Source organism: Massilia solisilvae (assembly GCF_024753215.1).
Classification (GTDB): Bacteria; Pseudomonadota; Gammaproteobacteria; order Burkholderiales; family Burkholderiaceae_D; genus Telluria; species Telluria solisilvae.
In genome coordinates, this window is sequence record NZ_JANUGV010000002.1 from 898581 (window position 1) to 922788 (window position 24208).

Sequence of the window (24208 nt, forward strand, 5' to 3'; positions counted from 1 at the left end):
CCGCATCAGGTGGGGTTGTGGGCCGCGCCCACGTCGGCCGCGTTGGCGGCGGCGTTGCGCACCATTTCGTCGGCCATGGCGCTGGCCTGACGGCTGGCTTCGGGAATGTGGCTTTCCGCCGTGCGCGAGAAGTCGGCCTGGGCACCGGACAGCACACCCATCAGCTGACGCTGATAGCTGCGCAGGTGCTCGGTGGCCGGCTGCAGCTGGTTGATGGCGGTGGAGGTGACCTGGAACGGGTCGGAGCAGTTCATCAGCTCGCGCCCGAAGTTCATCGTGTCCTCGACGAACTGCTGGGTGAAGCGCATGTTCAGTTCGCTGACCTTGCGCACCGAGTCGTAGGTGCGATGCGACAGCTCGGTCAGGAAATTAACCTGGGTTTCGAGCTGGGAGCGCAAGGCCGGGTTGTTGGTGAGAGATGCTGGCTGCATGTTTTCCTCTGTCTAGTGTTTGGACCGGTCGTCGGGCAGCGCCGCTGGCGGGTGTTCGCGCTGAAAACGAGTCCAATAGACGCTGTTTGCCGCGCCAAGTTCGCGCAATCGCACGGCCACCCGGTTTGGCTCAAGGCCAACGGGCGGGCAGGCATGGCGGCAGGGGACGTGGCGTGCGACAATAGCGGGCTGCGCCACTCATACGAATCGTTTTCAATGGCCCTCAAAGCAACCATCTACAAGGCGGACCTGCAGATCGCGGACATGGACCGCAACTACTACCAGGACCACACCCTCACCATCGCGCGCCACCCGTCCGAAACCGACGAGCGGGTGATGATCCGCGTTCTGGCCTTTGCGCTGCACGCGAGCGAGGCACTGGCTTTCACCAAGGGGCTGTTCGATACCGACGAGCCCGACCTGTGGGAAAAGGACCTGACCGGGGCGCTCAAGACCTGGATCGAGGTCGGCCAGCCGGACGACAAGCGCATCATGAAAGCGTCGGCGCGGGCCGAGCGGGTGTTTGTGTACAGCTACAGCGCGGCAAGCCAGGTCTGGTTCAAGGGCCTGGCGGGCAAGCTCGCCCGCGCGCACAACGTCACGATCGTGAACGTGCCGGCCGAGGCCAGCCAGGCGTTGGCAGCGCTGGCCAAGCGCGGCATGCAGTTGCAGGTGACGGTCCAGGACGGCCAGGCGTGGATCACCGACGGCGCCGACACCGTGCTCATCGAGCGCGAGTTCTGGCACGGCGGCCCGTAAAGCGCGGCTATAATCGACCCGATCATTCTCGAGGGGAAGCGCATGAAAAAGACACTTCTTGCATTGGCCGCCAGCGTGCTGTACTCAAGCGCCGCGCTGGCGCAGGTATCGGTGAGCGACGCCTGGATCCGCGCCACCGTGCCGCAGCAGAAAAGCGCGGGCGCGTTCATGCGCGTGCGCTCCAGCGCGCCGGCAAAGCTGGTGGCCGTGCGCACGCCGGCCGCCGCCAACGCCGAGATTCACGAAATGCAGATGCAGGGCCAGACCATGCGCATGCACGCGGTGGAATCGCTGGTGCTGCCGGCCGGGCAGGAGGTGGAGCTGCGCCCCGGCGGCTATCACGTGATGCTGTTCGGGCTGAAGCAGCAGCTCAAGGAAGGCGACAGCGTGCCGCTGACGCTGGTGGTGGAAGGCGCCGCCAACAAGCGCCAGGAAGTGCAGGTATCGGTGGCGGTCAAGCCGATCGCCTACCAGCCGCCCAAGTAAGGATTGACCGTAGGGTGGGCAGGCAAGCTGTCCACCCTGCCGGGCACCTTGTTCAGCGCGGCGCCGGACCGGCGCGGCGCACGTCCGACGAACCGACCACGGTGCGGGTGACGCGCGGATCGCCGTAATAGTTCACGTCGCCGGAGCCGGCCAGTTTCGCCGACAGCGTGTTGAGCGCCCACACGGTGGTGGTGCCCGAACCGGCGCCCTGCACCTTGACGTCGCCCGCCTTGACCTTGCCCAGGTCGACGTCGCCCGACCCGGCCAGCTTGACTTCCAGGCGGCCGGCCGTGCCGCCGGCGGCGGACAAGTCGCCGCTGCCTGCCACGTGCACCTCCACCTCGTCGGCCTGCAGCGAGCGCGCCTTGATCGAGCCCGAGCCGCCGAGCGACATCTCCAGCTTGCGGGCGCGCAGGTCGTCCGCATTGATCGAACCCGAGCCGCCCAGCTTGAGCTGGTCGATCGCGCGCGCGTTGACGGTGATGCGCAGCGTGTGCGGGCGCAGCTGCATGTTGTCGTGGACCGGGCGGATCTTCAGCGTGCCGTTTTCGACCACCGTTTCGATCAGCGGCAGCAAGTTGTCGTCGGCCTCGATGCTCACGCCTTCAGCCGTGCCGGTGTGCAGCTCGACGTCACCCGGCACGGACAGTGCCAGGCCGGTGAAGTGCGCCACCTGGCGCGCCTGCTTGCCGACGTGACCGCTGCCTTTCACGGTCTCATGGCCGAAGCCAAAGCCGAAGGCGGGCGCCGCGAGGGCGAGGGTGCTGGCGGCAAGCAGGAGCTGGCGGCGGGTGAAAGCGTGGTTCATGGTCGGGTTCTCCAGGTGTTGTTATTGATGCTGCAAGCGTAACCTTGCTCAGGCCCGGGCGGCGGCATTTTGCGACGAACTGCAGCCGGCAAGCACCAGGCTGCATGAGGCCGGGACGAACGGATCTTCAGAAGCTGCTGCCCATCGCGGCCTCCACTTCCCCCAGGCAGGCGTGCGACAGCCGGAACGTCTCTTCGGGCGAATCGAGCGCAATTTGCTGGCGCTCGACCGCCGCCAGCTCGGCCTTGATGAAGGGGCGCAGCCAGTTGTCCACGTCGCTCTCCAGTTTGGCCAGGCCGGTCCCGGGCGCGCCGTACAGCGGGCGGCCGGCGTAGCGCTGCTCGAGCGCCGCGCGCACGTGCCGCTCGAGCACCGGCAGGTTGTCGCGGTACACCTGCACGTGGCGCATCTCGTGTTCATAGACGGTGCGGTAGGCGCACGACTGCTGGTGAAATTCGCGCGCCACGAACACCCGCAGCGGCTCGTACGCCAGGTCCACGTAGATGCGCGGGGCGACGCATTCGCGCCGGTGCGCCGCGTCGAGCATGGACGGGCCGTCGATGCCGATCTCGGTGCGGTGCGTGCCCGAGGTCATCCCCATTGTCAGCTGGGCCGCGGCGCCGTAGCTGACCTTGGTGTTGAGCACGCGGCTGGACAGCGAGGTGGACAGGTCGAATTTCGCTTCCCGCGCACGCACCTCGAACACCGGTTTCATCTCGCGTTCGCAGCGCGCGATGAAGTCATCCGCGGCATGGGCGGCGCAGGGCAGCGCCAGGGCGCAGGCAATGGCAAGGCGGCGCATGATCGCCTCCGAAAGGATTGCAATGTAAATATGCTGCCACCGAGCTGGGCATTTTGCAAAGGTTTGCACGCACCGTGCCGGTGCATCGTACAATCCGCGCTTTGTCCCGCTGTTGCTGAAGAGGTGTCGTGTGAACGTGATGTTGTTTTTGATGGCCCTGTGCGTGGGCGTGGCGATCTCGGTGCAGGCGGCCGTCAACGGCCAGCTGGCGCTCGGCCTGGGCGCCGATTCGGTGCTGGCCGCGCTGGTGTCGTTCTCGGTCGGCACGGTGGCGCTGGCGCTGCTGGTGGTGCTGCGCGGCGGCGCGCCCGGCACCCTGGCGCTGATGGCCGGCCAGCCGCTGTGGAAGTACGCCGGCGGCCTGCTGGGCGCCAGTTTCGTGTTCGGCAGCGTGTACCTGGCGCCGCGCATTGGCCTGTTGAACCTGGTGGTGCTGGTCATCGCTGCCCAGCTGCTCACCTCGATGGCGATCGACCAGTTCGGCCTCATCCACATGGCCGTGCGCCGCGTGTCCGGCGTGCGCATGCTCGGCGCGCTGGTGATGGTGGCTGGCGTGGCGACCGTGCTGTTTGGCGACCGCGTCGTTGCTGCCATGTCACGCTGAACATTTTTCTTTCAAGAGTGCAACTTCCGGCGTGGCTGGTTTTATAATTGGCCCATTGCAGACCACGCCGGCAGCGCCAATGGAATACCACCAGTCCTCGCAGATTCCCACTCTCTCGTACATCGAGAACGAAGACCATCCGGTGTTCGGCACCCTGGTCGAGCAGATCCTGCACTTGCTGAACTCGCGGCTGGTGTTCTCTGACATCATCATCCACCAGAACAGCCCGCTGATGCTGCGCCAGCCGAAGGGACTGGTGGCGGTGACCGATTCGCCGATCACGCGCGAGGAGCTGGAGGAATTCTTCGAGGTGATCGAGCCCAACTGGGCCGAGCGCATCGAGGAGCGCGCGTTCGACCGCTCGATCGACCTGCACACCGCGCGCATCCGCGCCAACTGCTTCAGCTTCCAGGGCAAGAAGCGGCTGGGTTGCGTGATCCGTCGTTTTCCCAAGGAGCCGCTGGCGCTGGCCGAACTGGGCCTGCACCCGGACGAGCAGGAGTTCGCGCACCTGACCAATGGCCTGGTGCTCATCATCGGCGACACCTGCCAGGGCAAGTCCACCACGATCGCCTCGATGATCGACGAGATCAACAAGTGCCGCTCGGGCCACATCATCACCATCGAAGACCCGGTGGAGACCCTGATCCCGCAGCGCAAGTGCATCGTCACCCAGCGCGAGGTGGGCGTGGACGGCGACGTGGGCAGCTACTACCTGGGCGCGCTCGACGCGCTGCGCGAGCGCCCTGACGTGATCGTGATCGGCGAGATCCGCGACGCGCAGACCGCCCAGGAGGCGCTGGCGCTGGCCGAATCGGGGCCGCTGGTGCTGGCCTCGCTGCACGCGCGCTCCACCGAGCTTGGCCTGCAAAAGATGATGCGCCTGCTCGGCAACGACGAAGCGCAGACCCAGGCGCTGGCGCACGCGCTGCGCGGGGTGCTGTGCCAGGCGCTGCTGCCCTCGCTGGAGGGCAACCGCTACCACCTGGCGACCGAGTGCCTGACGCTCGAGCCGGCGGTGGCGCGCATGCTCGAAGGCGGCGACCTGGGCGCGATCCGCGAGCACCTGAACGCCGGGCGCGTCCCGCAAAGCCACACCATGAATTCGGCGCTGGAGCGGCTGCTGTCCGGGCACAAGGTCAGCGTCGAGGCCGCGCGCGCGGCCACCACCGACCGCATCGGCTTTGCCGAGATGGTCTGATCAGTCCAGCGGCACCGTGCGGTAGCGGTTCACGTCCTGCGCCGTCACCGCGCTCGCCCGGTTGCCCCAGCTCGCACGCAGATAAGTGACCACCTGCGCCACTTCCGCATCACCCAGCACCGGGCCGAAGGGCGGCATGCCGTACGGGCGCGGGTTGCCCGCGGTGCCAGGCGCGAAACCACCGTTGAGCACCACACGGATCGCGTTGACCGGCTCGCGCATGGTCAGCGCGCGGTTGCCCGCCAGCGGCGGGTAGGCCGGCGCCTTGCCGCGGCCGTCGGCGCCGTGGCAGTCGGCGCAGTGGTGCTCGTACAGCACCTTGCCGGCCTGGATGGTGCGTTCGGCCTCCGCTCCCGCCGGCGCTTCGGCCGCCGGCGTGGCGGGCGAGGCGGGCAGCGATTTCAGGTAGAGCGCCATCGCGCGCGCATCGTCGCTGGAGAGGTGCTGCAGGCTGCGCGCCACCACCTCGGCCATCGGCCCGAACACGGTGGCGCGCGGCGACACGCCGGTGCGCAGCAGCTGGACGATGTGTTCTACCTCCCAGTTGCCAAGGCCGGCTTCACTGTCGGCCGTGAGCGAGGGCGCGTACCAGCCCAGTTGCGGGATCAGTCCGCCGGACAGTCCCTGTTCGCTCGCGCCCAGGCTGTTGCGGCTGCTGTGGCAGGCGTTGCAGTGGCCCAGGCCCTGCACCAGGTAGGCGCCGCGGTTCCAGCTGGCGTCCTGCCTGGTGTCCGGCTCGTACACACCGGGTTTGAAATACAGCAGGCGCCAGCCGGCCAGCGCCCATTGCTGGTTGTAGGGGAAGCGCAGCGCGTGCGCCGGGCTGGCCTGGCGTACCGGCGCCACGCTGCGCAGGTAGGCGTACAGCGCATCGCTGTCGGCGCGCGTGATCTTCGTATAGTTCGCGTATGGGAAGGCCGGGTAAAGCAGGCGGCCGTCCTTCGAGGTGCCGTTGTGCAGGGCGCCCCAGAAATCGTCCGCGCTCCAGTTGCCGATGCCGGTGGCGGTGTCCGGCGTGATGTTGGGCGCGGCCACGCGGCCGAATGGCGTGTCGAGGAAGCGCCCGCCGGCGAACGGGGCGCCGGCGCGCGCGGTGTGGCAGGCCATGCAGTCGCCGGCGCGCGCCAGGTATTCGCCGCGGGCGATGTTCTCCGGCGTCGGCGCATAAGCAGCCGGCGAGCTGGCGGGAACGTGTTGCGCGCGCGGCCAGGCGGCAATGGCGGTGGCGGCCAGCAGGCCCGCTGCAAGGATGATCGGGTAGAGGAAGGTCTTCTTCATCGCTTCAATCCGGGGAGCTGCCGCAGGCCAGCGGCAGTGGGCGCGTCACCGATTGGGCAGGGCTGGCGTCGGCCGGCACCGGCTGGGACGACAGCCAGCTCGACACGGCCGCCACGTCGGCGACCGACAGGCGCGCCGCAATCGTCGCCATGCAGTCGGGCGCGTGTGCGCGGCGCACCTTGTTGCGCCAGGCGCCGAACTGCGCGTTGATGTAGTCGCGCGGCAGGCCCGCCAGTCCCGGGATCGCGGGCGCCACGCCGGTCAGCTGCTGCCCGTGGCAAGCCATGCAGGCCGGGACCTTGAGCGTGGCGTCGCCGCGGGTGGCGAGCTGGCGCCCGCGTTCCAGCACCGCGGCCGGCACGTCGGCGGGCGTGGGCGTGGGGTAGGGCAGGTGGTCGTTGGCGAAGTAGTCGGCGATCTCGCGCAGGTAGGCGTCGGGCATGTGGTCCACCATCCACGTCATCAAGGGATACTGGCGGCGGCCGTCGCGAAAGTTGACGAGCTGGTTGTACAGGTAGCCGGCGGGTTTGCCCGAAATGCGCGGGAAGTAGTGCTCGGTGCCGGGCGTGCCTTGCGCGTCCTTGCGCGCGTGGCACGAGGTGCAGGCGACAAGGCGCTGGGCGAGGGTGTCGGGAACCTGCGGTGCGGCGCCGGCGGCGCTGGCCGCGAGCAGGGCTGGCAGCAGGGTGAATCTGGCTAGCTTTGCGCAAAAGGTCATACGTCGCTTCGGGAACGGTACCGAACGACATCATACCTTGTCTGATTGACCACGTGCACGAGCATGGCGCGGCCGCCAGCATTCACGCTCAGCATGGGTCCCGGCCTGCGCCGGGACGACGGTGCACAATGTAGCGGCTCACTCAAGCAACGTCGTCCCGGCGAACGCCGGGACCCATGCTGAGTTAGCCGGACCGCCTTACCCGGCTTTCAGCTCGCGCCACCGGCGGTACACGCGCAGCGCCACATGCGCGTCATCGGCGGCATACAGGATCTGCTTTTCGGACAGCACCGGCAGCGCCCAGTTGGTCGTGGTGATGCGCTTCGATTTCTGCATGGTCTGTCCAAAGAAGCGTGCCACCGCCGTCTTGGCGCCAATGGTCTGGCGCTTGTTGGCGCGCAGCGCGATGGCCAGGTCGAGCACATTGGACGATTCGATGCCAAGCTTGGAGCGCAGGCGCCGCAAGTCGTCCGACAGCCCGAACCCGACCTTGAGCACCGACTCCGATTCGAGCACGGCGCGCAGGCCGTCGGTGAACACCGGCGCCGTGCGCCCGATCTGGAACAGGTAGGCCACCTCGTCGGTCGCCAGCTGCACCAGGTGCGGCCCGGTCGATTCCTCGCCCTTCTGGAAGGTGGGCTTGGACTCGGTGTCGAAGCCGATCGCGTCCATGGCCAGCAGGGCGTCGAAGGCGGCAACGGCGTGCTGCGCAGTCTGCACCAGGCGCACGTCGGCCAGCTTGATGCCGTCGTAAGGCGGCAGCAATTCTTCCGGCGACTCGCTCATGCGCGAATCAGTTGCGCGAGAATTTGGAGGCGAGGGCTTGCAGCTTTTGCTGGCGCAGGCGCGCCGCTTCCTCGGCCGCCGCGGCCTCGCGCTCGGCGCGCTTGCGCTCGGCCTCTTTCTTGAAGCGCTGCTGCAGCTGCTCTCTGGCGTGTGCGCGGTGGGTGTCGGTCACTTCCGCCCCCGGCTTGCCGTCCAGGTCGTAGCGCACGGTGGCTTTTTCCATCGCCTTCAGGTAGCGCAGCGAGCCGGTGTGGATGCCCAGCGCCGCCCGCATCGCCTTGCGGTTCAGTCCGGGCATGCGCGCCAGCAGTTGCTTGTCGATGCCGATTTCCAGCGGCAGGCATTTCTGGAACGCCGGGAACTGCTGTTGCAGCTGTTTGAGCAGAGCGCGCGCGGATGGCGCTTCGGAGGGCGCCGCCGCTGCGGCCGGGGCCGGGGCGGGGCTTGCCTGGGCCTGTTCTGCGGTTGCTTCTTGGGACTCTGCGGCGGTGCTGTTGGTATTCATTGACTTCATGGTAAGAACAAGAACCCGAAGGATAGCATGGCGGCCGCCACAAGTGGCGCGACCGTTGCGTTGACATCGGGTTGGGTCGTTGGGGTAACTGGCGGTGGCGGGACGGGCTCGGCCTGCGTGCCGCCGCGAAATCCTGTATGATCCGCCCCTTGCTTTGCGTCTGGCTTGCGCCAGCGCAGAGAGAACCGGGAGATGGGTCCTGTGCCAGCTATGCGATACGGTTATATCCGATATGGAATATTTCAATTATCGCTAAAGTTTTCCTTGCGGCATAATGGCGTCTGTCTCCTCTATCTCCTTGAGAAATAGACTCAAGCCCGTTTCTATTGACGGGCTTTTTTTCGTTCCGACATGCACACCGCACTCGATCACAGCAAACATCCCACCGTAGGCGCCGGGCCTGCGCCAGCCGGGTCTGGCGACTTCTCGTTGCGACGCAGGAGTGCTTGATATGCGGCCTGTCTGCCCCTAGTTAGGGCGCTTCCCCGAAACAAACGATTGCAACCGAGCTGCAGCGCGCGGCTCAGGTGGATTATTGACCTCGCTGGCGCGCATCCGCCGCGATTGGAGAGTGAAGATGAAAAACCCTGCCAAGACATTGACACTGACGGCGAAGAAGCCGGCGGCCAAGGCCGCGGCGCCGCTGGCGGTGCCGAAAACCGCGACGTCGTATTTCCTCGAGACGGAAGCTGCGGCCAAGGTCACGGTGGTGAAGACGCGTTCGCGCCTGGCGGCAGCCAAGGCGGCGCAGGCGCAGCAGGCCGACGTAGCGGCCCAGCCGGCCGCCGTCGAGCAGCCGGCGGTGGCGCAGCCGGCCGTGGCCGAGCAGGAGCCCGCAGTCCAGCCTGCGCCCGCCGAGGCGGCGGCGGCGCCGGTCATCGTGAAAAAGCGCGTATCGCGCCTGGCCGCGCTGAAGGCGGCCGAAGCGGCGCCGGGCGAGCCGGAAGCGCCGGCCGCGCCGAAGGCGGCCCGCACCCGCACCGTGGTCAAGCCTGTCGTGCCGGCGGCGACGGCGGGGCAGGGTACGGTCAGCACCACCACCGACGCCAGCGCGCTGTCGGCGATCGACACCTCCGGCTATGTGCTGCCGGGCGTGAAGGTGCCGGGCCGCCGCGGCCGCAAGCCCAGCGAGTTCGTGCCCGAGAACGACGAGATCGCCGCGCTGAACGCGGTCGAGCGCGCCGAGATGAAGGTCGCGTCGCGCCTGCGTGAGCGCAAGCTCAAGGGCGGCGGCCTGTCCAGCATGCTGGACGGGGCCGACGGCGCGAGCGAAGCGGAACTGGAAAAGCGCCGCCAGCAGATCAAGGCGCTGATCAACCTGGGCAAGGAGCGCGGCTACCTGACCCACGCCGAGATCAACGACCACCTGCCCGAGAACATCATCGATCCGGAAGCGATCGAAGGCATCATCGCGACCTTCAACGACATGGGCATCGCGATCTACGAGCGCGCGCCGGAAGCGGAAATGATGCTGCTGTCGGACGCCGTGCCGACCGCCGCCAGCGACGACGAAGTCGAGGCCGCCGCCGCGACCGCGCTGTCCACCGTCGATTCGGAATTCGGCCGCACCACCGACCCGGTGCGCATGTACATGCGCGAAATGGGCGCGGTAGCGCTGCTCACCCGCGAGGGCGAGATCGAGATCGCCAAACGCATCGAGGACGGCCTGAAGGACATGGTGCAGGCCATCTCCGCCTGCCCAACCACGATCTCCGAGATCATCGCGCTGTCGCACAAGATCGCGGCGGACGAGCTGAAGATCGACGAGGTGGTGGACGGTTTCGTCGATCCCTATGAGGCGGCTGCCTCGCCGGTTGCGGCATCCGACGATGAGGACGAGGAAGACATCGAAGACGTCGAGGAAGAGGAAGACGGCGACGTCGGCGGCGGCGCGGCCGGCTATTCGGCCGAGCAGCTGGCCCAGCTCAAGAAGGGCGCGCTGGAGAAGTTCGCGCTGATCGAAAAGCAGTTCGACAAGATGGGCCACGCGTTCAAGAACGACGGCTACGGCTCGGCGGCCTACATGAAGGCCCAGGAGATCATCTCCAACGAACTGCTGGGCATTCGCTTCACCGCCAAGATCGTCGAAAAGCTGTGCGACACGCTGCGCGGTCAGATGGACGAGGTGCGCAGCGTCGAGCGCGCAGTGCTGGACATCTGCGTGAACCGCTGCGGCATGCCGCGCGCGCACTTCATCAAGGTCTTCCCGGGCAACGAGACCGACCTGGAATGGGGCGACCGCGAAGTGGACTGCGCCTACCCGTACAGCGCGGTCCTGTCGCGCAACCTGCCGGCCATCAAGGAGCTGCAGCAGCGCATGATCGACCTGCAGGCGCGCGTGGCGCTGCCGCTGGCCGACCTGCGCAAGATTAACAAGCAGATGGCCGCGGGCGAGAAGCGCGCGCGCCAGGCCAAGCGCGAAATGACGGTGGCCAACCTGCGCCTGGTGATCTCGATTGCGAAGAAGTACATCAACCGCGGCCTGCAGTTCCTGGACCTGATCCAGGAAGGGAACATCGGCCTGCTCAAGGCGGTGGACAAGTTCGAATACCGCCGTGGCTACAAGTTCTCGACCTACGCGACCTGGTGGATCCGCCAGGCGATCACGCGCTCGATCGCGGACATGGCGCGCACCATCCGCGTGCCGGTGCACATGATCGAGACGATCAACAAGATGAACCGCATCTCGCGCCAGATCATGCAGGAAACCGGCACCGAGCCGGACATGGCGACGCTGGCGCAGAAGATGGAGATGCCGGAATCGAAGGTGCGCGAGATCATGAAGATCGCCAAGGAGCCGATTTCGATGGAAACGCCGATGGGCGAGGACGGCGATTCGCAGCTGGGCGACTTCATCGAGGACACGGCGACCCTGGCGCCGCTGGAAGCCGCGATGCACGCGTCGATGCGCACCGTGATCGCCGAGGTGCTCGATTCGCTGACCCCGCGCGAAGCGAAGGTGTTGCGCATGCGCTACGGCGTGGAGATGTCGAACGACCACACGCTGGAAGAAGTGGGCAAGCAGTTCGACGTGACGCGCGAGCGTATTCGCCAGATCGAAGCGAAGGCGATGAGCAAGCTGCGCCAGCCGTCGCGCTCGGACAAGCTCAAGACCTTCCTGCAGAGCCAGTAAGCCTGCGCTGCAAACGCGAAAAGCGCGCCAGCCCGAACCGGCGGCGCGCTTTTTTCGTAGGGTGGGCAGGTCTCCTGCCCAAGCGTTCAGGCCAAGCATGCCCTGGGTGGACGCGTGGGCAGAATCTGCCCACCCTACGAGTTACCGTATTCAGTTCAGTGTCACGATCACCACCTGGCTGTCGAAACTGGCCAGGAACTTGCGATTGCCGATGTAGGCGAGCGCGCTGATGGATTGGAACGGCAGGTCCGTCGTGATCTCGATTGGGTTGCCCGGCACCGCCGGCCCGAGCACCTTCTTGAGCACTTTGTCCGCGCCGTACTTGAAGATCGCGTTCCCGGAAATGAAGAACAGGTTGCCCGCATCGTCCGGCGCCAGGCGGTAGCCTGCGATCTTGTTGCCCTGGCCGTCTCGCAAATACGACACCACCCCGGTCGTGCTGCGCATCGCCACGCTATTCCCGCTCACCAGGTACAGGTTGCCCGTGCTGTCGAAGCGCAGGTCGTTGGCGCCCCACAGCGCCGGCGCCTTGTCGCGGTCGGCACAGGACCACTCGCTGCCCGGCGGGGTGGTGATCTCCCCCTGCAAGGTGACGGTGCGCAGCGAGTTGGGCGCATTGTCGTAGTCGAAATTGCACAGCAGGAAGCCAGATGCCTGGCGGCCATCGCTGACCAGCAGGTAGCCGGCCGGCCCCATCGCGATCCCGAGCAGGTTCTGGAAAGTGCCGCCGACACCGTCCTTCTTCTGGTAGGTTCCGGGAACGCCCGCCACGGTCGAGACCACGCCAGCGAGCGTAACCTTGCGCACCGTGGTCTTTTCGGCCACATACAGGTTGCCGTCGGCATCCTGGGTGATGGCGCGGATATCGTCGAAGCGCGCGGCCGAACCGGCGCCGTCGGCATAGCCACATTGCCCGCCCGCGCCGGCCAGGGTGGTGACGTTGCGTGCCGTATCGATCTTGCGGATTGCGCAGTTAGCGGCATCGGCCACGTAGTAGTTGCCCGCCTTGTCGTAAGCGAAGCCGGCGATGTTTCGGAATGCCGCCGCGGCGCCCTTGCCGTCTGCGAAAGAGGGCGGCTGCGTCCACGCCGGGTCGCCGGCGTAGGTGGATACCTGCAGGTCGGGCGCGAGCTTGCGTATCACGTTGTTGCCGGCATCGGCCAGGAACAGGCTGCCCGCCTTGTCGAAAGCAAGGCCGCGCACGTCGCCGAACCGCGCGCTCGTGACCGGCCCATTGACCAGGCCCGGCGCGGTCCCGTCCGGGTTGAGGGTCTTCACGTTCCCGGCCGCGTCCACGGTGCGCAGGGCGGTGCCCATGAGCGCATTGTCCGTCACGTATAGTGCACCGTTGGGCCCGTATGCAATGCTGGAGACCTGGTTAAAGCGCGCCTGGGCCGCGCTCCCGTCGATGGCGCCGGCCCCGTCGCTCGCGCCGATCGTCTGCACCAGCTTGCCCGCGGCGTCGAAGCGCTGCAGTACCGTGCCGTAATTCGCGCTGACGGTCATGCCGCCGTTGCTGTCGACGGCGATGGCGGTGAGGTAGCGGTTCTGTGTGTCCAGGTTCACGGTCTGGACGTTGCCGGCGGGCGTGATCCTGCGCAGCTGGTAGTCGCCCACATACACGTTGCCCGCGCCATCGACCGCCAGGCCCTTGATCGAACTGAAGGTCGCGTCCGCGCCGGGGCCGTCTTGCAGGCCCATGCTGAACGGCTTGCCGGCCAGTGTGGTGACCACGCCCGCCGGCGTCACCTTGCGCACCGTGGTGCTGCTGGACAGATAGACGTTGCCGCCGGTATCCACCGCCATGCCGGTGATCGGCTGGAAGCTTGCGCCGGATCCGGTGCCATCCACCGAGTTCGGGTTGCCGACAGAGCCCGCCAGCGTACTCACCTGGCCGGCGGCTGTGATCTTGCGGATGACGAGGTTGCCATCCGCGACATACAGGTTGCCCTCCTTGTCGAACGCTACCTGGGTCGGCCCGGCAAAGCGCGCGGACGCCAGGGTGCCGTCCGCGAAGCGCAGCGGCTGGTCCGCCTGCCCGGCAATGAGCTCGGCATGCAGCGCCACCGGCGGCGGCGGGGTCACCACCACCGGGGGCGGGACGTCGGGGGCGGCCGGCGAAGCGCTGCCGCCACCGCCGCATGCAGTCAACAGAAGGGCGATGGCGCCGCCGAAGGCGCCCGCACGCAGGTACTTGTTCATAAGGCCGGAAAGCGAACGGAAAGTTACAGATCGTGCGATTGTAGCTTTCCGTTGCCCGGCGGCATGTAACAAATTGTCGTTGTTGCGAATACCTCGTGGCTACCCTGCAGCCGTGATCACCCCGTATTACGCAGCCCGGCCGCCACTCCGTTGATGGTCAGGTGGATGCCGCGATGCACGCGCGGGTCGATCTTGTCGGGCTCGCGCGAGAGCGAACGGTGGCGATGGATCAGCTCGACCTGCAAGTGGTTGAGCGGGTCCAGGTACGCGAACCGGTTCTGGATCGAGCGCGCCAGCAGCGGGTTGGAGGCCAGCCGCTCGCCGCTGCCGGTGATCTCGGCCAGGCAGCGCAGCGTGGTGCCGTGCTCGCCGGCGATGCGCTTGAAGATGCGCTCGCGCAGCTGCACGTCCGGCACCAGCTCGGAGTAGCGGCGCGCGATCGGCAGGTCGGTCTTGGCCAGCACCATGTCCATGTTCGACAGCAGCGTGGCAAAGAACGGCCACTCGCGGTACATCGCGCGCAGCGTTTCCAGCTTGGCGTCGCGGTCACCTTCGCCCAGCCAGCCAGCGATGGCCGCGCCAAAGCCGTACCAGCCCGGCAGCAGCAACCGGCACTGGCCCCACGAGAAGCCCCAGGGAATCGCGCGCAGGTCCTCGATGCGGCGCGAGGGCTTGCGCGAGGCCGGGCGGGAGCCGATGTTCAGCTCTGCGATCTCGGCGATCGGCGTGGCGGCAAAGAAGTAGTCGGCGAAGCCGGGCGTCTCGTACACCAGGTCGCGGTAGGCCTGGTAGGCGCGCTCGGACAGCTGCGCCATGACCGACTCGAACATGGCGAGCCGTTCGGCGTGGTCGCTTTCCGGCGGATGCGGCATCAGCCCCGCTTCCAGCGTGGCCGCCAGCAGCAGTTCGAGGTTGCGGTGCCCGATCTCGGCATTGGAAAATTTGGACGCGATGATCTCGCCCTGTTCGGTCAGGCGAATCTGGCCGCTCACGGTGCCCGGCGGTTGCGCCAGGATCGCCTGGTAGCTCGGGCCGCCGCCGCGTCCGACCGTGCCGCCGCGGCCGTGGAACAGGCGCAGCTTCACGCCACGGTCCTTGAACAGCTTGACCAGCTTGATCTCGGCCTGGTACAGCTCCCAGTTCGAGGTCAGGAAGCCGCCGTCCTTGTTCGAGTCCGAATAGCCCAGCATGACTTCCTGCAGCCGGCCCTGGTGCTCGACCGTGCGCGCGACCAGCGGCAGGGCCATCCACTCGCCCATGATGTCGGCTGCGCGGCGCAGGTCGGGAATGGTCTCGAACAGCGGGATCACCATCACCTCGGACCTGCCCGCGCCGGGCTTGAACAGGCCAGTCTCCTTCTGCAGCAGCATCACTTCCAGCAGGTCGGACACGGTCTCGGTGTGCGAGATGATGTAGTTGCGGATCGCGCGGTAGCCGTAGCGCTCGCGGATTTCGCGCGCGGCGTGGAAGATGTCGAGCTCGCGGCGCGCGTCGTCCGAGTACTGCTCGTACGGCGAATACAGCAGTCGCGGCTGCGCCAGCTCGGCCAGCAGCAGCTTGACCTTCTCGCCCTCGTCGAGCGCGGCGTAGTCGGCTTCGACCCCGGCGCGCTCGAACAGCTCGGCCAGCACGCGCTCGTGCACGTCCGAGCTCTGGCGCATGTCGAGCGAGGCCAGGTGAAAGCCGAAGATGCGCGCCGCGCGCAGCAGGCTGGCCAGGCGCGGCTGCACCAGCACCGCGCCATGGTTGGCGACCAGCGAGTTTTCGATGACCTTGAGCTCGGCGCGAAACTCGCGCGGCTCGCGGTACGGGTCGGCGTGGCCGACTTCCTTGCGCAGGATGTTGGTCGCGCCCAGTTCGCGGGCGGTCGAGGCGAGCCGCGCGTAGATGCCGATCAGCGCGCGGCGATACGGCTCGTCGCTGCGGTGCGGCGAGTGGTCGGGCGAGGCGTCGGCCAGCGCCTGCAGTTCCGGGCTCGCTTCCACCAGCAGGGTCGAGGCGGACAGCTCCGCGCCCAGCAGGTGCACCTGCTCCAGGTAATAGTCGAGGATGGTGGTGGACTGGCGCACCAGCGCGCGGCGCATGGTGTCGGCACCCACGTTCGGGTTGCCGTCGCGGTCGCCGCCGATCCAGCTGCCCATCTGCATGTAGGCCGTGTTGTCGAGCCCTTCTGCGGCCTTGCCGTAGTGGGCGCCGATCTCGGCTTCGACGTCGTCGTACAGCGCCGGCAGTTGCGCCAGGAAGGTGGTCTGGTAGTAGGACAGCGCGTTCTCGATTTCGTCCGCCACCGTCAGCTTGTTGTAGCGCAGCATGCGCGTTTGCCACAGGGTCGAGACGCGCGCATGCAAGAGCTGCAGGTTGCGCGCGCGTTCCTTGGGCGTGAGCGGCAGGTCGCGCTCGGCCAGCAGGTGCGCGATGTCGTGCTCGGCGTCGAGGATGCTCTTCCTTTGCACTTCGGTCGGGTGCGCGGTCAGCACCGGCGAGATCAGCGCTTCGCGCAGGAAGGCTTCGACCGTCTGCTGCGAGACGCCGGCGTCCTTCAGGCGCGCCAGCGCAAAGCCGACGCTGCCTTCCTGCGGGGCCGAGCCGGCGATCAGGTGGGCGCGGCGGCGCCGGATGTGGTGCTGGTCTTCCGCAATGTTGGCCAGGTGGGAGAAGTACGAGAAGGCGCGCACCACCGAGATGGTCTGGTTGCGGGTGAGCTTGTGCAGGAGCGCGGTCAGCTCTTCACCGGCGCGGGGATCGTCGTCGCGGCGAAAGCGCACGGCGGTCTGGCGAATCGTCTCGACCACGTCGAACACGGTCTCGCCTTCCTGGTCGCGCAGCACGTCGCCAAGCAGGCGGCCGAGCAGGCGGATGTCTTCTTTCAGCGGCGCGTCCTTGTCGGCGCCGGCGGGGGAAACGGGTACGGCTGGTTTGTCCATATCGACCAAAGGTTAAGGTTGGCGGATGGCTTTTGGCCGGTTTTGCGAAGGTGGCGCGTGCTAAAATTTGTGATCTTATGCACGAGCCTTGGGGTGTCACCAGCCCGGTAAGGCTCAACGACAGTGAAAGAATCCGTTTTGAAAGCACCTGATATGACGAAGCCCATGCCCTCGAAGCTCATTATCGCATCGCGCGAGAGCCGGCTCGCCATGTGGCAGGCCGAGCACGTGCGCGACCGCCTAGCCGCATTATATCCGCAGACCAGCGTCGAAATTCTTGGAATGACAACCCGCGGCGACCAGATCCTGGACCGCGCGCTGTCCAAGGTCGGCGGCAAGGGCCTGTTCGTCAAGGAACTGGAAGTGGCGATGCAGGAAGGCCGCGCCGATCTGGCGGTGCACTCGCTCAAGGATGTGCCGATGGAGCTGCCCGAAGGCTTTGCGCTGGCCGCCGTGCTCGAGCGCGAGGATCCGCGCGACGCCTTCGTGTCGAACGACTACGCCAGCCTGGACGAGCTGCCCGAAGGCGCCGTGGTCGGCACCAGCAGCCTGCGCCGCCAGGCGCTGATCGCGGCGCGCTACCCGCACCTGGTCATCAAGCCGCTGCGCGGCAACCTCGACACGCGCCTGGCCAAGCTGGACCGCGGCGACTACGCGGCCATCATCCTGGCCGCCGCGGGCCTGAAGCGCCTGGGTCTGCCCCAGCGCATCCGCGCGCTGCTGCCGCCCGAGATGAGCCTGCCGGCCGCCGGGCAGGGCGCCATGGCGATCGAGATCGTCGCCGGCCCGCGGGCCGACGGCGTCGACCTGGTCGCGCTGCTGGCGCCGCTGAACCACGAGGATACGGCGCGCGCCGTCGCGGCCGAGCGCAAGGTGTCCAAGGTGTTCGGCGGCAGCTGCCAGATTCCGCTGGCGGCGCACGCCACCGTGCAGGGCAACGCGCTGCACCTGCGCGCAATGGTCGCCACCCCGGACGGCAAGCGCAGCGCCAGCGCCGAATTGTCCGGCCCGGCCGACAAGCCGGAGGTGCTGGGCCAGCGCGTGTCCGAACTGCTGCAGCTGCAGGACGCCGACGCGATCCTGGCGGCCTGCCGGGAGGGCGCCGCGCCCGATGCTTGAGAAGGTTGTCATCACCCGCCCGCGCGCGCAGGCCGAACCGCTGGCACGCGCGGTCGCCGCGCTCGGTCGCGAGCCGGTGGTGCTGCCGCTGCTGGAGATCCAGCCGCTGCCCGACCCGGCGCCGCTCCGGCAGGCGCTGGCGCTGCTGCCGGAATACGACCTGGTGGCGTTCGTGTCGCCCAACGCGATCGATGCCGCTTTTGCGCACATCGCGGCCTGGCCCGCGGGCGTGCCGGTGGCGGTGGTGGGCGAGGGCAGCCGCGCCGCGCTGGCGCGCCACGGACTGACCGACGACACCGCCACGATCTACAGCCCGCCGCCCGGCCAGCCCAGCGATTCCGAGCACCTGCTGCAGGCGATCGACCTGGCGCGCTTGGCCGGCCGCCGGGTGCTGATCGTGCGCGGCGAAAGCGGGCGCGAGCTGATGCCCGAAGCGTTTGCCGCCGCCGGCGCGCTGGTCACCACCGTGGCCGCCTACCGCCGCGCCACGCCGACCCTGAGCCCCGAATTGGCCGAGCGCCTGCGCGCGCTGCTTGCCACTCCCAACGATTGGGTCATCACCAGTTCCGAGGCGCTGCGCGGTCTTGCCGCGCTGGCGCACGCGCTGGACCCGGTTGACGGCGTTGTAAAGTTGCAACAACAACATCTGATCGTGCCGCACGCACGCATCGCCGAGACTGCATGCGCGCTGGGGCTGACACGCCTGACGCAGGCCGCTTCCGGCGACGCAGGCGTGCTTGCCGCGTTACAATCACAAGAATGAACGAACTGCCGAATCTTCCAGAACAAGGCGCGCAGCCGGCCCCCGGCCAAAGCGCTCCCCAGGTGCCGCCAGCAGCCCCGCGCAGCGGGCTGTTCGAGACGCTGCGCCAGCCGCTGCCGGCCGCCGTGAGCGTGCTCGCGGTGCTGCTGGTGGCGCACATGTGGTCCACCCACAGCCGGATCAACAGCATGCGGGCCGATGTCGCGCGCATGCTGCAAAAGGACGAGCAGGTGGCGGCCGAGACCTCGGCGCTGGCGCGCGAGGTGTCCGAGCAGTCCAAGCAGCTGCAGGTGAAGGTGGGCGTGCTGGAGAGCCGCCAGCAGGAAGCGCAGAGCCAGCAGGCCGCGCTCGAGCAGCTGTACCAGGATCTGTCGAAGAACCGCGACGAATGGGCGCTGTCGGAGATCGAGCAGGTGCTCTCGACCGCGAGCCAACAGCTGCAACTGGCCGGCAACGTGCAGGGCGCGCTGATCGCGCTGGGCAATGCCGACCGCTCGCTGTCGCGCTCGGACAAGCCGCAGTTCATCACGATCCGCCGCGCCATCGCGCACGATATGGAAAAGCTCAAGGCGCTGCCGGCGGTGGACCTGGCGGGCGTGGCGCTGCGGCTGGATAACGTGATCGCCGAGGTGGACGCGTTGCCGTTGCTGTCGGACGAAAAGCCGCTGCTGCCGGCTCCGCCCGCCCCGCGCGCGAAGGCGCGCAAGGCGGCCGCTGCCCCGGCGCCGGCGCAGCCGCTCACGCTGGGCCAGCGCATGACCGACACCTGGCGCGCGTGGAGCACGGAGATGTGGGACGACATCCGCCAGCTGGTGCGGGTGCGCAGCGTCGAGACGCCGGAAGCGCTGATGCTCTCGCCGAGCGAGTCGTACTTCGTGCGCGAGAACCTCAAGCTGCGCCTGCTGAACGCGCGGCTGGCGCTGCTGTCGCGTAACGAGACGGCGTTCCGCGACGACCTGAACACGGCGCAGACCATGCTGCTCAAGTACTTCGACACGCGCGCGCGCAGCACCCAGGCCGCGCAGTCGGCGCTGCGCCAGGTCCAGGCCAACAACCTCACGATCGAAATGCCGACGCTGGCCGACAGCCTGAACGCGGTGCGCAACTACAAAGCCAAATAAGCCATGCGTCTTCTTCTCTGGTTAGTCGTCCTGATGGCCGCGGCGATCGGCGTGGCCGTGACCGCCCGCTTCAACCCCGGCAACGTGGTGTTCTTCTACCCGCCGCACCGGATCGACATGTCGCTCAACCTGTTCGTGGTGCTCACCGTACTGCTGTTCCTGCTGCTGTACTGGCTGGTGCGCGCGATCCGTGCCACGCTGGCGATGCCGGAGCGGGTGGCCGCTTATCGCCAGCGCAAGCGCGAGCGCGAGGGCAACAAGGGCCTGCGCGACGCGCTCAAGGCGCTGTTCGAGGGCCGCTTCGGCCATGCCGAGAAGGCCGCGATGCGCGCCGCCGAGCTGCCCGAGAACGCAGGCCTGGCCGCGCTGATCGGCGCCCGCGCCGCGCACCGCATGCGCGAGCCGGCGCGGCGCGACGCCTGGTTGGCCGGGATCGTGCACGACAACAGCCTCAAGACCGCGCGCCTGATGACGGTGACCGAACTGCGCGTGGACGAGCACCAGCCGGAAGCGGCGCTGGAGGCGGTGTCCGAGCTGAACGCCAGCGGGCAGCGCCACATCCATGCGCTGCAGTGGTCGCTCAAGGCCAACCAGCAGGCGCGCAACTGGCCCGAGGTGCTGCGCCTGGTGCGCATCCTGGACAAGCGCAAGGCGCTGCATCCGGCGCTGTCGAGCCGCCTGCGCGAGATGGCGTACGAGGCGCTGCTGTCGGAGAACACGCACGACGCCGAATCGATCCAGCGCGCCTGGGCCAGCGTTCCGCCCGAAGACCGTACCAAGCCCTACGTTGCCCAGCAGGCAGCCAGCGCCTTCAATGCGCGCGGCATGCACGACGAGGCGCGCGCGATCGCCGAAGAGGCGCTCAAGGCCGGCTGGGACGACCGGCTGGTGCGCGCCTACCGCGAGTCGGCCGGGCCGACCGGTTCGACCACGCTGCTGGCGCAAATCGAGAACTGCGAAGCGTGGATCCGCGAGCGCCCGAACGATCCCGAGCTGGCGCTGACCCTCGGTTCGCTGTGCCTGCGCCAGAAGCTGTGGGGCAAGGCCCAGCGTTACCTGGAGCAGGCGCTGTCGGACGTGACCGACCCGGACATGGTGCAGGAAGCGCACCTGAAGCTGGCCCAGATGCACGAGGCGCTGGGGCAGGACGCGGAGGCGGCGGCGCATTACCGCCAGTGCGCGCTGGCGACCATCCTCTGACCGCGAACCGCTAACAACCCCGTCACCCTGGCTTGCGCCGGGACGACGGTTTTTGGGGCGCAGGTGTGGGCATTTCCGCACGACACCCCCTTGCTGCGGCGCACAAACCCTGTCCGATTCGCTATAATGTTCCACCTACATTGAATCTTCAGCAACCCAAGGAAACCTCATGAGTTTGAACAAAGTTCCGGCCGGCCGCGACGTGCCGAACGACTTCAACGTCATCATCGAAATCCCGATGAATGCCGACCCGATCAAATATGAAGTGGACAAGGAATCCGGCGCCATCTTCGTCGACCGCTTCATGGGCACCGCGATGCACTACCCGTGCAACTACGGTTACGTGCCGCAGACCATCGCCGACGACGGCGACCCGTGCGACGTGCTGGTGATCACCCCGTTCCCGCTGATCCCGGGCGTGGTGGTGCGTTGCCGCGCCATCGGCGTGCTGAAGATGACCGACGAAGCCGGCGGCGACGCCAAGATCCTGGCGGTCCCGGTCGACAAGATCCTGCCGATCTACAGCCACTGGCAGAAGCCGGAAGACCTGCAGGACCTGCGCCTGCAGCAAATCCAGCACTTCTTCGAGCACTACAAAGACCTGGAAAAGGGCAAGTGGGTCAAGATCGAAGGCTGGGGCGGCCCGGAAGACGCCAAGGCGGAAATCGTCGCCGGCGTGGCGGCGTTCAAGGCCAAGCAGAAGTAATTGCCCGTATTCATCGAGAAGGGCCGGTTCCCGCAAGGGTTCCGGCCCTTTTTTCATGTGCCGCGCATCACGAGCCGCTCATCACCAGCCGATATCGCGCAGCAGCGGATAGGTCAGGTCGCGCGGCGGCGTGACCTCGTGCGACAGGTCGCCGTTGATGGCCGGCTCCATCAGCTGGTTGGCCTTGGCGTCGGTGGTGTAGTGCGACACCGAGGACCCGGGCGTGAGCGTGGTCGGGGTGTACATCAGCATGCGGTGCTGGGCGTCGGCGCCGGCCAGTTCGTCGGGGTTGATGCCCAGGCTCGCCACCACGCCCGAGCGCGTGCGCGAGCGGTGCTGTAGCACGGCCTTGAGCGTGGCGCCGTCGGCCTGCGTGACGCGCACCGAGGGGATCTTGATCGCCGGGTCCGAGCCGCTCATGCCGGCCAGGTCGCCGGGCTGGTTGTCCGCCACGATCATGCCGATGGCGCCGGCGTCCTGCACCATCCTGGCCTTGACCACGAACGAGCAGGTGCCGCGGTCCACCAGGGCGATATTGCGGCGCACGGCGATCTTGTTGGCGGTCGATAGCGGCGTGCAGGCGGTGCCGGTGCCATCGCCCTGGTCCACCACCGGCATCAGCTGTCCGGTCACGGCTTTGGCCGAGAGCGCCGGGCCGAACGAGGCGTCGCCCACGCTGTAATTGCCGGCAGCGTCGCCGGCAGCGGGGCCGCTGACAGCCAGGTTCGAGCGCGGCGACAGCGCCTGCGGCACGGCGGCGGTGACGATCGGCCCGTTCCACGACAGCCCGTTGCCGCTGATGGCCGAGGCGGCGCGCTCGGCATCGGTCATCTGGACCCAGGCCTTGTTGCTGCGGTTATCGACCAGGAAGTAGTCCCAGATCGAAGGCAGGCCCAGGATTTCCTCGCCGGTGGCGTCGTCGGTGAAAGTCTGGAAGCCCAGGCCGTGGCCCAGCTCGTGCAGCAGCACCGTGACCAGGTCGATCTGGTTGCCGAACTGGTTGTCCAACCCCAGGTAGAAGCCCGAGCCGGGCATGCAGTCGTCGAACAGGCCCAGGCGCGAATTGAAGCGGGCCACGATGTGCGGCTGGTCCGGCGTGGTGACGTCGCTGCCCTGCAGCTTGCTGGCGAGCGCGCTCGGGTACCAGGTCTTGGCCTTGGGTGCATTGTCGAAGTCGGACCAGATTTCGTTGGCGCCGGCCGAGCCGAGTACTGCGCTGTTGGCGGTGCACGACAGCGGCACGAACGAGGCATCGACCCGGATCGGCACATTGCTGTTCAGGGTCGCGCCCCAGATGTCGGCGGCGCGCTGGAACGCAATCAGGCGCTGCTGGCCGAGCGTGGTGCCGGTGTTGCCGCCCACCGGCGCCGCCGGCGTCGGGTCGTTGAAGCCCACGCCCGGCTCGTTGGTGTTGATGATGGTGATGGTGGCGCCGGCTTGCGCCGCGCCGATCGCGCAGCAGGACAGGGCCAACGCGCAAGCGGCGCGCCGCAGCAGCGAATCAGCGGTCTTCATGGCGGACCTCCTGTTGGTGGGTGGCCGGTTCGGCCAGCGCCTTGGCGGCGGCCTCTTCGCCCTGCACGCAGTGCTGGGCCAGCGTGCCGTCCGGCGCGCGCGACACGACCGAATACACCAGGCCGCGTTCGCCCAGGCGCAGCGTGCGGCTGCCGTTCGGGTTGGTCTTGACCAGCGAGGACAGCGGCACCTGGGCGCGCAGGCCCACCATCGGCGGTGGCGCCAGCGCCTTCATTTCAGCGGCGGTGGGGGCGCGCATCTGGCCGGTCTGCGGGTCGCGCACGACGACCATCCCGTCCTGCGCGCGCGCCGGCATGTGCATCAGCACCGCGGCGAACAGTGCTGCCAGCGGCAAGGCCGCGAGGAGTTTTTCGTTAGGCATGGCAGGTTCCTCCTGGGTCAATTGGCGTTCTTGCGGCGCAGCAGGGCCAGTGCGCCGAGTCCAAGGCTGAGCATGAGCGACAGCGACGGCTCCGGCACCGCGGTGATCACGCGCACGCTGTCGATGCCGATGTAATTCAGTGCCGCGGCGTCGCCGAAGTAGCGGAAGGCAAAGCGCCCCGCGCCGTCGAACTGGAAGCTGGAACTGACCTGCGTCCACGCGCGCGGGTAATTGGCCATGCCGACCGTCGCCAGCAGCGTGGCAAAGCCGGAGGTGTCGCTGCTGCCGCCAGGCGAAAAGCGCACTTCGAGCTTGTCGGCGAAGCCCGGGTCGCTGGCCGCGCGGGTGAAGAAGGAAAAGACGGTGGTGCCGGACAGGTTCAGCACCGGCGTGATGAGCCAGCTGTCCACGCTGCCGCTGCCGTCCTGCGCGCTGAGGTAATTGGCGGCGGCGTACGCGCTGGCCGCGCCCATCCTGGCAGGGAAAATGCTCGCGTTGCCCTGGAACCAGCCGCCGCCGGCGGGCGTGCTGTTGTTGACCTGCGCCCAGCCGGGCAGCGCCGCGAGGTCGGAGAAGCCTTCGTTCAGCACCTCGACCCCGGCGCGGGCGGCCAGCGGGGCGAGTACGGCCAGCGACAGCGTGGCCGCCGCCATGTTCTTCAGCATTCTCATGCGCGTTAGCTCCCGGCGAAAGCATAGTTGCCTTCATAATATGTTCGGGGAGATAACGAACATTGATTTTCGTTCAATGTTCAAT

Annotated in this window: 22 protein-coding genes; 10 read left to right on the forward strand and 12 right to left on the reverse strand. The window is 67.7% G+C overall.

Features of this window, described 5'->3' with window-relative positions:
- Window positions 1-5: 5 nt before the first annotated feature.
- Window positions 6-431 carry a phasin family protein gene (locus tag NX773_RS12290; protein ID WP_258856596.1) on the reverse strand — a complete coding sequence of 142 codons (426 nt, stop codon included), beginning with the start codon at window positions 429-431 and terminating at the stop codon, window positions 6-8.
- 216 nt (window positions 432-647) lie between these two features.
- Between NX773_RS12290 and NX773_RS12295 the strand changes: the two genes are divergently transcribed.
- Together NX773_RS12295 and NX773_RS12300 are read left to right on the forward strand one after the other, a co-directional pair.
- On the forward strand, window positions 648-1190 hold the full coding sequence (locus tag NX773_RS12295) for a YaeQ family protein (protein ID WP_258856597.1): 543 nt from the start codon (window positions 648-650) through the stop codon (window positions 1188-1190).
- A 42-nt stretch (window positions 1191-1232) separates the two neighbouring features.
- Entirely contained in the window at window positions 1233-1676 is a 444-nt protein-coding gene (locus tag NX773_RS12300; protein WP_258856598.1) for a copper chaperone PCu(A)C, read from the forward strand.
- Between the two features lie 52 nt (window positions 1677-1728).
- Here NX773_RS12300 and NX773_RS12305 read toward each other — a convergent pair whose 3' ends face one another.
- Window positions 1729-2484, reverse strand: coding sequence for a head GIN domain-containing protein (locus NX773_RS12305; protein WP_258856599.1), 756 nt, complete (start codon window positions 2482-2484; stop codon window positions 1729-1731).
- A 127-nt stretch (window positions 2485-2611) separates the two neighbouring features.
- Window positions 2612-3286 (reverse strand): hypothetical protein, encoded by a 675-nt coding sequence (locus NX773_RS12310; protein ID WP_258856600.1) that lies wholly within the window; start codon window positions 3284-3286, stop codon window positions 2612-2614.
- Between the two features lie 139 nt (window positions 3287-3425).
- Between NX773_RS12310 and NX773_RS12315 the strand changes: the two genes are divergently transcribed.
- Both NX773_RS12315 and NX773_RS12320 read left to right on the forward strand, forming a co-directional pair.
- On the forward strand, window positions 3426-3890 hold the full coding sequence (locus tag NX773_RS12315; RefSeq protein ID WP_258856739.1) for a DMT family transporter: 465 nt from the start codon (window positions 3426-3428) through the stop codon (window positions 3888-3890).
- Between the two features lie 79 nt (window positions 3891-3969).
- A complete protein-coding gene (locus NX773_RS12320; protein WP_258856601.1) occupies window positions 3970-5091 on the forward strand; it encodes a type IV pilus twitching motility protein PilT in 1122 nt (373 codons plus the stop codon).
- Here the strand turns inward: NX773_RS12320 and NX773_RS12325 are convergent, their stop codons facing one another.
- The 4 genes from NX773_RS12325 to NX773_RS12340 all read right to left on the reverse strand — a co-directional run bounded on the left by NX773_RS12325 (window position 5092) and on the right by NX773_RS12340 (window position 8378).
- Window positions 5092-6369: a c-type cytochrome gene (locus NX773_RS12325; RefSeq protein ID WP_258856602.1), complete on the reverse strand. Its 1278-nt coding sequence runs from the start codon at window positions 6367-6369 to the stop codon at window positions 5092-5094.
- A 4-nt stretch (window positions 6370-6373) separates the two neighbouring features.
- Window positions 6374-7087: a c-type cytochrome gene (locus NX773_RS12330; RefSeq protein WP_258856603.1), complete on the reverse strand. Its 714-nt coding sequence runs from the start codon at window positions 7085-7087 to the stop codon at window positions 6374-6376.
- Between the two features lie 198 nt (window positions 7088-7285).
- Window positions 7286-7873 (reverse strand): 3'-5' exonuclease, encoded by a 588-nt coding sequence (locus NX773_RS12335; RefSeq protein WP_258856604.1) that lies wholly within the window; start codon window positions 7871-7873, stop codon window positions 7286-7288.
- Between the two features lie 7 nt (window positions 7874-7880).
- Complete coding sequence (locus tag NX773_RS12340; protein WP_258856605.1) at window positions 7881-8378, reverse strand: ProQ/FINO family protein; 498 nt, start codon at window positions 8376-8378, stop codon at window positions 7881-7883.
- Window positions 8379-8964: 586 nt separating this feature from the next.
- Between NX773_RS12340 and rpoD the strand changes: the two genes are divergently transcribed.
- Complete coding sequence (rpoD, locus tag NX773_RS12345) at window positions 8965-11520, forward strand: RNA polymerase sigma factor RpoD (RefSeq protein WP_258856606.1); 2556 nt, start codon at window positions 8965-8967, stop codon at window positions 11518-11520.
- 150 nt (window positions 11521-11670) lie between these two features.
- Here rpoD and NX773_RS12350 read toward each other — a convergent pair whose 3' ends face one another.
- Both NX773_RS12350 and ppc read right to left on the reverse strand, forming a co-directional pair.
- Window positions 11671-13722: an NHL repeat-containing protein gene (locus tag NX773_RS12350; RefSeq protein WP_258856607.1), complete on the reverse strand. Its 2052-nt coding sequence runs from the start codon at window positions 13720-13722 to the stop codon at window positions 11671-11673.
- A 116-nt stretch (window positions 13723-13838) separates the two neighbouring features.
- The gene (ppc, locus tag NX773_RS12355) at window positions 13839-16646 is read right to left on the reverse strand and encodes a phosphoenolpyruvate carboxylase (RefSeq protein ID WP_258856608.1); all 2808 of its coding nucleotides are present in this window, start codon (window positions 16644-16646) and stop codon (window positions 13839-13841) included.
- A 153-nt stretch (window positions 16647-16799) separates the two neighbouring features.
- Between ppc and hemC the strand changes: the two genes are divergently transcribed.
- From hemC to ppa, 5 genes are all read left to right on the forward strand, one after another.
- A complete protein-coding gene (gene hemC / locus NX773_RS12360; RefSeq protein WP_258856609.1) occupies window positions 16800-17765 on the forward strand; it encodes a hydroxymethylbilane synthase in 966 nt (321 codons plus the stop codon).
- Window positions 17758-18528: a uroporphyrinogen-III synthase gene (locus tag NX773_RS12365; protein WP_258856610.1), complete on the forward strand. Its 771-nt coding sequence runs from the start codon at window positions 17758-17760 to the stop codon at window positions 18526-18528. The genes hemC and NX773_RS12365 overlap by 8 nt, the downstream gene beginning before the upstream one ends.
- Window positions 18525-19649, forward strand: a complete 1125-nt coding sequence (locus NX773_RS12370) for a uroporphyrinogen-III C-methyltransferase (protein ID WP_258856611.1) — start codon at window positions 18525-18527, stop codon at window positions 19647-19649. The genes NX773_RS12365 and NX773_RS12370 overlap by 4 nt, the downstream gene beginning before the upstream one ends.
- A gap of 3 nt (window positions 19650-19652) precedes the next feature.
- Complete coding sequence (locus tag NX773_RS12375; RefSeq protein ID WP_258856612.1) at window positions 19653-20849, forward strand: heme biosynthesis protein HemY; 1197 nt, start codon at window positions 19653-19655, stop codon at window positions 20847-20849.
- 169 nt (window positions 20850-21018) lie between these two features.
- Window positions 21019-21555, forward strand: a complete 537-nt coding sequence (ppa, locus tag NX773_RS12380; RefSeq protein WP_258856613.1) for an inorganic diphosphatase — start codon at window positions 21019-21021, stop codon at window positions 21553-21555.
- A gap of 81 nt (window positions 21556-21636) precedes the next feature.
- Here ppa and NX773_RS12385 read toward each other — a convergent pair whose 3' ends face one another.
- From NX773_RS12385 to NX773_RS12395, 3 genes are read right to left on the reverse strand one after another with little or no spacing between them, the layout of a single operon-like run.
- Window positions 21637-23070: a PA domain-containing protein gene (locus tag NX773_RS12385; RefSeq protein WP_258856614.1), complete on the reverse strand. Its 1434-nt coding sequence runs from the start codon at window positions 23068-23070 to the stop codon at window positions 21637-21639.
- Window positions 23057-23452: a post-PEP-CTERM-1 domain-containing protein gene (locus NX773_RS12390; protein ID WP_258856615.1), complete on the reverse strand. Its 396-nt coding sequence runs from the start codon at window positions 23450-23452 to the stop codon at window positions 23057-23059. Before NX773_RS12390 ends, NX773_RS12385 begins: the two co-directional genes overlap by 14 nt.
- Window positions 23453-23469: 17 nt before the next feature.
- Entirely contained in the window at window positions 23470-24123 is a 654-nt protein-coding gene (locus tag NX773_RS12395) for a choice-of-anchor J family PEP-CTERM protein (RefSeq protein ID WP_258856616.1), read from the reverse strand.
- Window positions 24124-24208: the final 85 nt, after the last annotated feature.